This window comes from Desulfovibrio inopinatus DSM 10711 (genome assembly GCF_000429305.1).
GTDB lineage: Bacteria > Desulfobacterota > Desulfovibrionia > Desulfovibrionales > Desulfovibrionaceae > Alteridesulfovibrio > Alteridesulfovibrio inopinatus.
Genome location: NZ_AUBP01000006.1, coordinates 178,129 through 190,485, shown reverse-complemented (window position 1 = coordinate 190,485; position 12,357 = coordinate 178,129). Strand labels below are relative to the sequence as shown.

Below are 12,357 nucleotides of genomic sequence, written 5' to 3'. Positions count from 1 at the left end.
ATTGATTATGGCCTTGATCTCTCTGTCAAACATTTGCAAGACCGTCGTGAGTGGTCACACAGAGCAAACGCTTCTTTCTGATGTCAGCCTGGATATTGAGAAAGGGGAGTTCATAGCCATCGTTGGACGATCCGGCTCAGGGAAGTCGACGTTATTGAATATCATTGGCTGTCTGGATACGGACTTTTCCGGACAATATGTACTGGATGGAGAGGACGTCAGCACGCTTTCGTCGGATGAACTTGCCAACAGGCGATGCAATCATTTTGGCTTTGTCTTTCAACGATATCACCTTCTCCCCACACTCAATTCGCTTGCCAATGTCGCGCTCCCAGCCATTTACGCGGGAAGAGAACGCGATATGCGTCTTGATCGCGCTCTCGTCTTGCTGGATCATCTCGGGCTCGAAGACAAACAGAACAGTATCCCCACCAATCTTTCCGGCGGCGAGCAACAACGAGTAAGTATTGCTCGGGCTCTTATGAATGAGGGAGATATTCTGCTCGCCGACGAACCCACGGGGGCGCTCGACTCCGCAAGCAGTGATACGGTGATGCGTATTCTGAAGCGACTGCACGAAGAGGGGAAAACGCTTCTCCTCGTGACGCATGACAAAGAAATTGCCTCGTGTGCAGATAGAATGCTCGAGATTTGTGATGGAAGGATTGTATCCGATACCAGGCAAGCATATCAGAAACACACGCAGTCTCTCTCCATGGAATTGCCGCCATATCGGCGCGTACCTTCCCCCTCCCACATGGTAACAGAAATTGTTTCGATGGCGTTGCAAGCGGTCAGAGCAAAAGTCTTGCGTACAACTTTGACCATTCTCAGTGTAGTTGTCGGAATAGCGGCCGTTCTTTTTGTTATGGCTCTCGGGCAGGGTGCTCAAGAAAAGGTGATTGCCGACATGAATCAAATGGGGGCGAATTCCATTGAAGTCTATCCTGGGAACGACTTCGGAGACACACAAGAGTGGCGTTTGAACAGTTTAACGATAATCGATGTCGATAAGCTGAAAAGCCTGGATTACATCAAAGGTGTATCTCCTGTTTCTGCTCTTGCCGGTCTTGCCGTAAAAGGAAGCCTTTCTCGTGATATCACGCTCACCGGTGTAGACAGGAGTTTTTTTTCTATAAGAAACCTCACCAAGGAAGAAGGACGCTTCCTTACCGAGCAAGACAGCCGTAATGCAGCCTCAACAGTCGTCATCAGTCAAGCTGTTAAAAACGTCTTCTTTTCAGATACGAAAAAGGTCCTCGGTGAGACGATTCTTTTTAACGGAATCCCTCTTGTCGTTGTCGGCATCCTTAGAGACGACAGATTACATTCTGAAATGCAAAACAACTTGAAAGCATTTGTTGCCTATTCCACAATGCAATACAGAATTGTCGGCTCTCCTCGCATTGAGTCCATAACAATCGCCATCAAAAAAGAGTATCAATCACAGGTTGCGGAAGCAGCAATAAATACGTTTCTGTTAAGGGCGCATAACGGTAAAAAAGACTTTTTCACCTTTAATACAAATACACTTCAAAAAGCTGTTGAACAGACAACGCAAACTCTGACACTCTTCGCAACCTGCATTGCGTTCATATCGCTTCTTGTTGGAGGCATCGGTGTCGCAAACATCATGCTTGTTTCGGTTACAGAGCGCGTTCAGGAAATAGGATTACGAATGGCTGTCGGGGCTCGACGGGGTGATATACTGCAACAGCTTATTCTCGAATCGATAATCATGTGCTCTGGAGGGGCATGTCTCGGTTGTGGGCTTGCATACCTGGCACGATTTATCTTTGAGAGTTCTATGCCAGATATCCCGCTATCATACACATATCATGGGATCATCATGGCCTTTGTATGTTCCACGGCACTTGGAACTCTTGCGGGGTGCATACCTGCTTATTCGGCTTCTCGGCTTAATCCGGCCACCGCTCTAATGAATGAGTAGCTAGCATATATCGCTGTAAACAGTTCCGTCTCTGTTCCGCTTTTTTCCAATCCCATGTTTCGCAGCATATCAGAAGTGATGAATATCTTGCTAAGGATCGTTCCTTGTCGAGAACCTTCGTCAAGCACGAAGATCAAGTCCAAAACTTGTTATAGAGTTGCCATCTCATCAGACGCTTTTCGCCGTCGAAATACTTGGCAGCATGAGCGGCCGGCAAGTCGAGACTTCCCTTCGGAAGTATGAATTCTACGTTGACAGTCCGTCCTGACTTCTGATGGCTTTGATTATCAGCGACGAAGAGTACTGCTGTATCATCAGCTTCAGTTTACAGACATATCTCGCCTGTCCCCTCCTCCCTCTGTTTCCTTATCATTTTTTATCATGTAACATATCAAAAGCTACAAGCATATCTCGCTTGTTTTTTCTTATTCTGCCCCTTACTTTACCACATTTTATTGTCAAAGCGGATCAATGCTAGAAAGTGATGATACGTGTATAATAATTATATACTTCAATGTGCACGTGTGTTCTGCTTGCATCAAAGTGGAGTTGTTTTTTACTGTTTTAGTATGGAATGTAATGATTTCTTTTGAATATAAAAATGATTCTGGTTTTGAATAAAGTGTAAAGACTTTTTTCAATAAGATGTATTTGCTGTTATAATGTTTTTTTATATCTAATTGTTAAAACTAATTCATAATGATAGATGCAATTGTTTTTTTCGTTTATTATTGTTACGTATGTTTTTATTTGATATATGAATTTATATATTGTATTGTGTTTGTTTTAGCCGCAGATTATTTCTCTGGACATTATTTTCTGAAAATAAGTATTATAGAGCTATGTGCTATTTGTTCATGCCTTTCAATGAATGTTCACTTGTTATGCTGCCTCATTTATAGCAATTTGCAGTCTTATTAAATCGTCATGATTATCGGAGGTTGCCATGCTATCGTATGTGAATTTGCCACAACAATTGACGACGTGTTTTCTTGTTTTCATGTTGTCGTATTGTCTTCCTGGTATTGCTCAAGCGAAAAATCCTCTTGTATCCTCCTGGGAGACGAATCTTTCCCAAGATGAGGAAGATAGCGAGACCTACGAAGACTATGACCAGGAAATCATCGTCGAGGGAGATACTGTCCATGTTATGTGGATTACGACTCTGACTGACGGCTCCAAAGCTGTGAACTACCGGCGTTCCTTGAATGGCGGTAAAGATTTCGGAGCAGTGGTGCGAGTTGCTACCTTCACGTCTGATCAGGGGTTGCTGACCAGTAACACCTATCGTCGTATGGCGGTGGCAAATGGCAATGTCTTGATCTTCCATTCATATTATGGCCAAGGGTCGACCTGGTACGGGATACTCGGGGTAAGCCGCTCTCAGGACAATGGCGCCACCTTTGGTGACGTGGAAGTTTTGCACAATGCAGGTGATGTCAATCACGTCTACGATCTTCACGCGATTTCGGACCAAGGAAGAGTAGGAGTTTGCTATCGTGTGCAAGTCAATTGGAATGAAAATAATACAGGCTATGTCCGTATGACAGATGACGGCGGGGCCACCTGGGAGTCTCATTCGGTATATTCCTTTTCGGATACATCCCTCGGGTGGTCTATTGGAGACGCGTTGTTGTACGGTGACGATGTCCATGTCCTCTATCGAGGTACATACTATTCATATGGACTTCAGGAAGGAGTACTCTATCTGGCGACTTCCCATAATGGAGGGGGGAGTTTCACGAGCCAACAGATTTCCGTTCCATCTTTGAATGGTAAGCATAAGACGTATTCGCTCCAGGAAGAGAATTATGTTCCCAAAATCTCAGCTCACGCTGATAATGTAGCGGTTGTTTGGGCTGGGCTGGATAGTACTGACGTTTTGACGATCTTCGCCATTCTTTCTCAAGATAACGGCGATACCTTTTCTTCAGCGATTCCCCTGAACCAGGAAGGCGATACGGCTGTTGAAGTACAGGCAGGCCAGGAAACACTCGCTCTGTCAGGACAGCACCTTTATATAATCTATCAGGCTACGAATGGGGCTGTTCATTTTCGTCGTGGTTCTCCTAGTGGGGTTGTTGCTGGCGATACCATTCTCACAGTGACCTCAGGAACGTATTATGGTGATGAGGGATGGTGGGCCGGAGTTCAGACAAATCCCGAGGACACGACTGGCGCGAGTGCGACCGTCCTCAGTGATTGGCCTCAGATTGTCCAAACTGTGGACGGAGGACAAAACTTTACGAACCCTGCACTTGTCTCGCCTCGATTCTCGTACAGTGGGAGTTTGACCAGTGGTGCGAGACGCCCGCGTTTTACATTCGATAGTCAAGGGCGACTGCATTATGTTGTCGAAGCCCGTTACTACTCGACTCTGGTCTGCGGTGGTTACTGCGATTTCGACATTATCTACCGTCGTGTCGAGCCGGCAAGTTCTCCTGGTAGTGGACCGGCGAACTTTGCGTTGCATATGGAGAACGATACCGACACCGAGTATTTCGGTAACATGCATGTTCCCGCAGGAGCGTCCAATACGGTGACCACGGCCCTGACGCTGGAAGCATGGGTGCGTCCCTATGATGGCGGACGGACAACGGGGAGCACAAGTGCCGAACGGCCTATCGTGTACAAACGCGCATCATCATACGCCATGGTCTACGCGTTGATGACAACCAACACGAACGCTGGACGCGTTTTTGGTGCTCGACTGAAAACGGATGAAGGGGAATGGGTGTTGACACCGGATTCGTCGGACGCTGGGGTGGTGAAGATAGGCCAATGGAGTCACTTAGCGCTCGTATATGACGCTGCTGCCTCGGGTGACAACCTCATGCTCTATCTGAATGGGGAGCTTCTTGCATCGACTCATGCGAGCGGAACTGTAGAACAGGGAGATGGCTGCTTTTTCACGGGGTACTATGGAACACACGATGTCGATGAACTTCGACTTTGGAATACTGCGCGGAGTGCATCGCAAATCGAGGCAACGCGTTTGCAACATCTTACGGGGAATGAGACGGGCTTGTTGGCCTATTATCCTTTTGATGGCAAAACAACACAAAATGCCACCTGGACAGGGGCAGATAACCGCGTTGGCGCGGGAGACGGTGTTTTGATGTATAAGGAAACATACGTCACCGGCGCCCCCTTGAATCCAGATGCCGGCAGTATCGTGGCTTCGTTAATCAGTATTTTGCTCGATTAAAATACGAAGAATAAGAAGGAAGGGTGTCATGACCATGAGGAGGGTGCGGCATCCTTTCTTTTTTCTTTATTAAGGGCGACTAACAAAACCGCAAAGTAATGAAAGAGCAAGCCAAGGAGCACAGTGCAAGATAGGCGTCAGCACTTCTTTCATAGCGAATGCGTAGCTTTCGAAAGCGATTCAGCCAGGACAATGTTCGCTCCACAACCCAATGATGACGACCAAGGCGTTCAGAGGATTCAATTCCTCGTCTTGCAATCCGTGGAACGATTCCCTTCTTCCGGTCAGATTCTCTACAGGCAGAAAAGTCGTACCCCTTGCCTGCTTGGAGGTTGTACGGACGTTTCCGAGGTCATCCCGGGGGAGGGAATTGAGCTGGCATCAATGGAGAAACGCTCCCATTTGAAAGCGTTAGCCCGGTTGACTTCTGTGAGGAGAATTGTGTGGAGTTTATCCCAGGCTCCGGCAGCTTGCCTCTGCCGCAAGCGACGCCAGCAGGTCATACCTGAACTACAACCCATTTCACGAGGAAGTTTTTCCCATGGAGTGCCAGTCTCCAGGATGAACAAAATATCTCGAAGGGCTTCTTTGTCACTGCATCAATGTCTCCCCCCTTTAGGTTGGGGGGCTCTTGGGGAAGAATGGGTTTAATTATCGTCCACAGGCGTTCAAATTCAGCGGGCTTCATAATCACCTCCCATTGAAAGAATTAAGAATCATTAAGATTATTGGCTCGGTTTTGTTAGTCACTTTTAAGAAGGAACATCAATGAGTAGCCTTCGGCCAAAGCGGTTTCGCGTCTCGCTGGCGTTGACGACATTGACGATAGTCGTATCGCTTTTTGTGTCTTATTCCGCCAATCATCAATTTTTCAGCAGTGTAAAGATGCCGGTCCTTCGGAACTACGGCGGCATAACATTTGAAGACATACAAAATTTGGAAATTTGGCGTTTCGCTACCGCCCAGCTCATCCACGCAAACCAGGCTCATATGCTGCTCAATGCACTCTACATGCTCCTTCTCGGCAGTCTAGTGGAAAGCAAACTTGGCGGTTTGCGGACGTTTCTGATCTGGCTGATTGCAGGCGGAGTAGCTACCGCCATCAGCCCGATCTGGGTTGAGGCCCCATGGAACGTGGGAACCGGAGCCTCACAAGCAACCTTCGTGTTTGCGGGGTGCGCGACAGTGCTCGCGCTCTTCGGTGTCCTAAAGCGCAAGCTGGCATGGACCTTGATCGCGCTTGTGCTGCTGTCCGGTTTAGCGCTTGATTTGATTTATGGTGGGTATCCCAAGCCAGGTCACGTTGTAGGTTTTGTGCTCGGATTGGTCTTCGGTGGATTTTATTTGAGTCGCGGCAACGTCAGTGCGGAGTTATTACAGGAATCCTGACCTCCGCTGTTTCTGAAGCTACCCAAAAACATATTTCGCCTGTCCCCTTTATACACGAATAATACTGTTTCATGCGCCTTTGTTGAAAAGCGCATGAAACAGTAGAACAGACAATATGTTTATAAAAGCATTAAAAGGACAGGGAGCAGGGCGTTCAAGTCGTTTGATTGCTGAGGTGCGAAGACTTGGGTTCGTTGATTTGATGTGTCGACGACATAGACTTTACCGCTTTTGTCTACCGTGAGGCCTTCAGGAGATTGAAATTGACCATCGTCTATACCGGGGCTTCCCCACTTGGTGAGGAATTGTCCCTCTGCGGTAAATTTTTGAATACGGCAAAGACTCGTATCAGAAATATAGACATCGCCGCTGGTGTCGGGTGCATAATGGGCAATGGCGACAATATCGGGGCAATGATTTTTTCTTCGTTGAGACTAATGCTCTATTTCCATAGAGAAATTGTCCCACAGTGCTGCTGTACAATACGATTCGCTACACCGTGGGACGAAGCATTTAGACGTAATTCGGATAATCCGTCACGAGCAGGCGATAGGCGGGCTCATCTTCTTCGATGGCAGGGAAGCGGGGCATGGATTCGTGGAAGCGGTTGTCGGTATTGTCATCATTCACCGAGCTGACTTCGCCGACCATGACGCGGCCTTTACCGGTTTCGCCGTAGAATCGGTGATACATCCCCGGTTCCAGGCAGACTGATTCTCCTGGTGTCAGGACAATCGTGCCGCCCGGCTCGACGATTCGGACGATGCCGTCAACGTTAATTGTTGTTGGCTCATTCGACAGCTCCTCGTCTTGGGTGGAGCTATACAATTCAATGACCAGATTGCCGCCCCCACGATTGATGATATCTTCGCGTTTGTTCCAATGGAAATGCATTGGACAGATCTGGTTTTCACCCACGATCATAATCTTTTCTGCATAGGTTTTGGCGTTGGGATCACCGAGTTTGCCGTTACGTAACGTAAATAGGATCAGACCCGTTTTGTCGAATTCTCCTTTCCCGTAATCGGTAAGGTCCCAGCCGAGCATATGGTGAACAACTTCGGAATCACCCAGCCCCTTCCATTGATCCGCTGTCCAGTGAGCCCATGGGGGGAGTTTGAAATTCATGCTGTCAAAAAATGCTTCGGCATCTTGTATTCGACGGTTGATTTCACTGCGTTTCATGGCTTCCTCTTTGGTTTCTCGAACAGGCTGTATTTACAACAGCTTCCATGAGCTGGGTACGGTCGGCATGGCTCCGTGGGAACGACAGACGAATGCGGCTAATCTGTTGGCGTGGTCGTTGATTGTTGCGAGGTCGTGACCAAGAAGCAGGCCAAGGGCCAGTGACGCGGTGAAGCTGTCCCCCGCTCCAATGGTGTCCACGACGTCGGTTGCGACACCCGGATGTTCATTGCTGTCCGATGGAGCGACGAGCAGACTTCCGTGGGCTCCTCGTGTGAGAGCGGCCAATTTGAGGTCGAATCGCTTGACCAGATTGGTAAGGCCTTCGTGTTCGTTTTCCGGAAGGTCAAACATAGCTCGAAGCACCGGGAATTCGGCGTCGTTGAGCTTGAGTACATGTGCCCGCTTCAGACTCGTTTCGATATGTTCTTGTGTATAGAAGTGCTGTCTGAGATTGATATCAAAAAACACCGTGGCATGGTGTGCGATATCGAGAAATTGGTGAATGGCCTGTCGTGACGCTGCCGAGCGTTGCGCAAGAATCCCGAAACAAACGACATCGGCCTGTTCCGCAATCGTCAGTGCCTGATCGTTCAACCGGAGGTGATCCCAAGCGACATCGTCGGGAAAGACGTATGTTGCCACGCCATGCTCATCCACGGTGGCAGGGACATAGCCGGTAGGGTGATCCGGATCCACGGCAATAGCTGCTGTCGCGAGGTGACGTTTCTGCAATTCATCGAGTGCGCGCCGGCCGCGCGCATCGTTTCCAATCGTTGAGACGGGGATACCTTTGGCTCCGAGAGCGTTGGCATGGTAGGCGAAGTTGATTGGTGCTCCACCAATTTCTTCATGATCGGCAAGAACATCCCAAAGCACTTCTCCCAGGCCGATCAGACATGGAGTGGTATGTGGTGTGGGTGGCATGAAACCTCCAGCAAAAACGATAGATTTATAAAATGGTTGTGGTGCCTGTTGGCTAAGACACCGGGGATAATGAAAATTCTGCTGCAAGCGCACTATAGAGGCGACGAAATTGCGCAAGGCGCTCTTCGTATGCTTCCGCATGCTCCAACTTTGGTTCTACAATATCGAGCACGGGGGGCGCTGTGCAGACCGTTTGTACGGATTCTCCGGTATGAGCCATGCGAGCCAGCCGCGCCGCGCCGAATGCTGGGCCTGTTTCGCCGCCACTGAATCGGGTTACGGGGCGTTTCATCACTGCAGCAATGATATGCGCCCATATACGGCTTTTGGCTCCACCTCCCACCAGCGCAACTCCGGGTATGGCGGTACCGGCTTCTTCAAGGCACCGCAAGCCGTCAGCGAGGGTGTAGGCGACGGCCTCCATGGCAGCCTGTGCCAAATCGAGTGCATTGGTTTGCGGGGTCAGGCCGAACAAAACACCTTTCGCAAGAGGGTTGTTATGCGGGGTGCGTTCTCCGTTGAGGTACGGCAACATCGTGACATTGCCGGGACCGCGATAGTGTGTTTCCAGCGCTGCCGCAGCTTGCGCCGGACTGCTTCCTGTCAGTGTGGTGATATATTCGAGCACCGACCCGCCATTGAGCATTGCTGCCATTTGGAACCAGCGTTCGGGGACAGCGTGGCAAAAGGCATGAATGAGTGAGGCGATATGTGGGCGATAGTCGCAGGTGGGGCAAAACATGAGAACGCCTGTCCCCAATGATACAAACGCGGCTCCTTCCTCTGTCATCCCCGCCCCGATGGCGCCGGCTGCACAGTCTCCGGCCCCTGCGGCGACAACAATGCCTTCGGGGAGTCCCCATTCGGCGGCAGCCTGTTTTGATACTTGTCCGGCGGCTTGTGTTCCCTCGACCAATTCCGGCAGAACCGATGCATCAAGGCCGATGGCCTCCAATACCGTTGTCGACCATTGTCGTTTGGCTTCATTCAGCATACCCATGCCAGCACCATCGCATGGGTCGGTCAAGCGCTCTCCGGTCAATTCCAATCGAACCAGATCCTTGGCTGGCAAGACATATCGTATTTTTCGAAAAATATCCGGTTCATGACGCTGGAGCCACACAAGTTTGGACGCCGTAAAACCGGGCATAGGCAACACCCCGGTTTCTTCGGCCAGGCCAGGATGGTGTGCGTGAAGCCAGCAGGCTTCGTCCTTACTGCGTCCATCGTTCCAGAGCATTGCCGGACGAAGTGGTTGGTCATCCCGATCAAGGACAACAGCGGCGTGCATTTGGCCGGACAAACCGATGCCTTGCGTTGCAGACAGTGCATGGGGAGCTGCGTCCCGAATCATGTGTACGGTATGGCGTACAGCATGGCTCCATATTCGTGCATCTTGCTCTGCCCAAAGAGGATGAGGTCGCTCAATACCGTAGGCAGTTTCGGCGCGCGCAACGATGTTTTCGTTCGCATCGACAAGAATGGTTTTGACGGCTGAAGTGCCGATATCAATCCCGAGATAATACGCCATGGAATGCCCTCCTCGAATCTCCTGAAAAGCCTGTGGTCAACGGTTCACGGTATGGAGACCGGAAGAAGAGAGAGGGAGGAAGCCTTCCACCCTCTCGTTCTTTATGCTGGTGGTTGTCTGTATCCCAGTTCTCGAGCGTGTTCGAGACAGTCTTTTGCTGGGATAAGTGCTTCGTTTGTCGAGACTGAACCTAAGCAAACGGTTGCCGCAGCATGTGCCAGGGCCACACATGCATCGAGAGACTCATCATGAAGCAGGCCAAAGAGAAGCCCGGAAGCAAACGCGTCCCCGGCTCCCACGCTGGAGACCACATATTTTTCCGGCAGATGGACAGAACCTGCGATATGGGGCGCTCTTCCCGGACCGACGACAACGCTTCCGAGAGGAAAGTGAACAACGACGAATTGCCGAACACCCAATTCCTGTGCGGTCGTTGCAGCTTTGATGACGGCGGCAACATCGGTTGCACCATCGGTCACCGTGTGAATGCCGGTAATGGCCCCAATTTCCACATCGTTGACGATAAGCGTATCCAGCAGTGGTAGACATGGTCTGGCCAGCTTCGCCAATCGTTCCGGTTGCAATGAGATGAATTCCATATTGGTGGCCAAGCCGGCTTGTCGGGCTTTTTTAAGCACCGTGACCCAACCGTTTTCATCGTCATTGGACGGTCCGTCCATCGTAGCATGGATACCGGGTGCTCCGATATGGAGATGACTGGCCATCATCGTGGTGAAGTCGAAGTCATCCGGACTGAGTTGGGCATTCACGCCTTCAAAATGGAAGAACGTTCGCTTGCCGGTCTGTGCGCTCGTGAAAACGTCGGTGTACGACGTCTGGCCTGAAGGAACAACGCGTAATCCTTTGTTGTCAACACTGTTGCGACGGCAGACGGCGCGAAGAAATTTGCCTTCCACATCATCGCCGAGAACACCGACTCCATAGACTGGAAACGCTGCCCCGAGCCGTTTCAGGTTGATTCCGAGGTTCATGCCGGGCCCACCAGCTTGCATGGTGGCCTGTTCGATGACGGCCACGGTTTCTTCGACCGGCCACCGGTCGATGATCTTGGTCTTATCGACGAGCCAGGAGCCGCCGCAAATGACACCCGTGGTCTTCATGGCATTAATCCTTCTGCAAGATGGGGTCGGAAATGATGATATCCTGATCCAGCGGCAATGCCGGGGTGTATCCTGATTTTTCAAGCTCTCCGTGGTAGGCGCGAACCGCCTCTTCGGGAGTTACGGATTTCTCGACAACAGCACGCATGAGTTGGACCAGCGCAATCGGGTGTTCAGACAAGTTTATTTTACGGCCGAACAATGCAACGCGCGCGCCATACTTCTCTGCTTTGAACAGCAATTCGAACGTGTCGCGCGTAGTGCCTTTGGAACCTCCAAGAATACCGACAACGATATTGTTCGGATCGTAGGAGGCGAGTTCTTCCATGGCCGCCGGTCCATTGTAAGCTATTTTGAGAAAAAGCGGGGCTTCTTTGGACGTGACCGGAGCCAGCGTGCGCAAAATGGAATCATTGATAAACGCTGGCAATTCTTCGGCACTCAGGCCGACATCAAGTGCCGGATTGGGATTAAACACTTCGAGGAAGTGGCAGACATCACGTTTGGTGGCGTGGTGCCGAAATGCTTTGTAGGCTTCCAAACTCGCGTAATCGGCATCGAGGTCATTGGAGTAGGTGATGGAGTAGAGCCCGAGTTTCACACCTTTTGGACAGGCCTCCAAATTCAATCCGGAAAAGGGACGTGACGGCTTGTCACAATATCGATTTCCACGAGCAAACCATATGTCCGTCGTATCGTTGAAGCGTACGGCCGGGGTGACATCGCTCTTTTCGAGGACATCGTCTTTCATCAACACTTCGGCCGATGAGGCTGACATCAGCATAATGTCGACAAGCCCGGACGCAACAATAGCGCGCATTTTATCCAGGTAGGCCGCTTTGGTCAAAAACTGACCGGGACGTTTGCAATCTGGACCAGGGGCTGCGGCACCCATGGCCATGTCTCCATCTTTGGCATCGGCGATGATGAAATCTTTCGGTGAATACTTTCCGTCTTTAATACGATCGAGTTTGCGGATCAGACGTTTTTTCATGCTGTTTCTCCTGCGCTGGGGGTGCGTGGGTGAAGCGTTGATTTTTTGGAA

General features: G+C 50.3%; 9 protein-coding genes and 1 pseudogene. 3 read left to right on the top strand and 7 right to left on the bottom strand.

Features of this window, described 5'->3' with window-relative positions; all coding sequences use genetic code 11:
- Window positions 1–46: 46 nt before the first annotated feature.
- Both G451_RS0107150 and G451_RS0107145 read left to right on the top strand, forming a co-directional pair.
- A complete protein-coding gene (locus tag G451_RS0107150) occupies window positions 47–1,951 on the top strand; it encodes an ABC transporter permease (protein WP_245587786.1) in 1,905 nt (634 codons plus the stop codon).
- A gap of 946 nt (window positions 1,952–2,897) precedes the next feature.
- The gene (locus G451_RS0107145; RefSeq protein WP_027183705.1) at window positions 2,898–5,159 is read left to right on the top strand and encodes a sialidase family protein; all 2,262 of its coding nucleotides are present in this window, start codon (window positions 2,898–2,900) and stop codon (window positions 5,157–5,159) included.
- A gap of 79 nt (window positions 5,160–5,238) precedes the next feature.
- Here the strand turns inward: G451_RS0107145 and G451_RS33595 are convergent.
- Window positions 5,239–5,847, bottom strand: a pseudogene (locus G451_RS33595) (transposase).
- A gap of 80 nt (window positions 5,848–5,927) precedes the next feature.
- Between G451_RS33595 and G451_RS28150 the strand changes: the two are divergent.
- Window positions 5,928–6,548, top strand: coding sequence for a rhomboid family intramembrane serine protease (locus tag G451_RS28150; protein WP_051261256.1), 621 nt, complete (start codon window positions 5,928–5,930; stop codon window positions 6,546–6,548).
- Window positions 6,549–6,667: 119 nt separating this feature from the next.
- Here G451_RS28150 and G451_RS35300 read toward each other — a convergent pair whose 3' ends face one another.
- From G451_RS35300 to G451_RS0107110, 6 genes are all read right to left on the bottom strand, one after another.
- Window positions 6,668–6,826 carry a hypothetical protein gene (locus G451_RS35300; RefSeq protein ID WP_425387485.1) on the bottom strand — a complete coding sequence of 53 codons (159 nt, stop codon included), beginning with the start codon at window positions 6,824–6,826 and terminating at the stop codon, window positions 6,668–6,670.
- Window positions 6,827–7,061: 235 nt separating this feature from the next.
- The gene (locus G451_RS0107130) at window positions 7,062–7,733 is read right to left on the bottom strand and encodes a D-lyxose/D-mannose family sugar isomerase (protein ID WP_027183703.1); all 672 of its coding nucleotides are present in this window, start codon (window positions 7,731–7,733) and stop codon (window positions 7,062–7,064) included.
- A gap of 33 nt (window positions 7,734–7,766) precedes the next feature.
- Window positions 7,767–8,660: a PfkB family carbohydrate kinase gene (locus G451_RS0107125; RefSeq protein WP_034641181.1), complete on the bottom strand. Its 894-nt coding sequence runs from the start codon at window positions 8,658–8,660 to the stop codon at window positions 7,767–7,769.
- 52 nt (window positions 8,661–8,712) lie between these two features.
- Entirely contained in the window at window positions 8,713–10,191 is a 1,479-nt protein-coding gene (gene xylB / locus G451_RS0107120; RefSeq protein ID WP_027183701.1) for a xylulokinase, read from the bottom strand.
- Between the two features lie 101 nt (window positions 10,192–10,292).
- Window positions 10,293–11,312 carry a carbohydrate kinase family protein gene (locus G451_RS0107115; RefSeq protein WP_051261255.1) on the bottom strand — a complete coding sequence of 340 codons (1,020 nt, stop codon included), beginning with the start codon at window positions 11,310–11,312 and terminating at the stop codon, window positions 10,293–10,295.
- Between the two features lie 4 nt (window positions 11,313–11,316).
- Window positions 11,317–12,306 (bottom strand): beta/alpha barrel domain-containing protein, encoded by a 990-nt coding sequence (locus tag G451_RS0107110; RefSeq protein WP_027183699.1) that lies wholly within the window; start codon window positions 12,304–12,306, stop codon window positions 11,317–11,319.
- Window positions 12,307–12,357 lie beyond the last annotated feature (51 nt).